At 67.0% G+C, this 442-nt stretch carries 1 protein-coding gene; it reads right to left on the bottom strand.

Annotation, left to right across the window (positions count from 1 at the left end; translation table 11 throughout):
* Window positions 1-442, bottom strand: a 442-nt coding sequence (locus tag FY251_RS21450; protein WP_305037595.1) for a Na+/H+ antiporter NhaC family protein, incomplete at both ends; no start/stop codon positions are given.

Here is a 442-nt window from a genome sequence, read left to right on the forward strand (position 1 = left end):
GGGTCCGGGTATCTGAAGCTGGCCCCACACGGGCCGTTGCTCTGGAGCATCGTGCTGACTGGCGCAGTCGGGAAATACTGGCTCGGCTACTCGTGGGACGACCTCTACGAGGGGCTCGCGGACAGCAGTTGCGAGATGGTGTGCGAGCACGGCGAGGACGCCGGTCCGCTCAAGGAGCCCACCGAGACTGAGAGCCGCGACGACGACGGCAATCGTCCAGGCCGACCCCGAGATGCCACCGCTTGCCAGCAGGTCGTTCACGAGGTCCATCCCCGTTTCAGGGGCCGTCCCGTCGAGAAAGACGGTCCAGGCGGCAGTGAACGACCGGCCCTGAACGAAGATGGTCGTGAAGGTCCCGGCAAAGACCCCGGCGACCAGCGTCGGGAGCGCGGGGATCCCGTACAGCGCCAGCCCGAAGGTGACGACGAGCGGGAGAAGTACC

Origin of the sequence: Haloferax sp. KTX1, assembly GCF_902410085.1 — an archaeon.
Lineage (GTDB): Archaea > Halobacteriota > Halobacteria > Halobacteriales > Haloferacaceae > Haloferax > Haloferax massiliensis.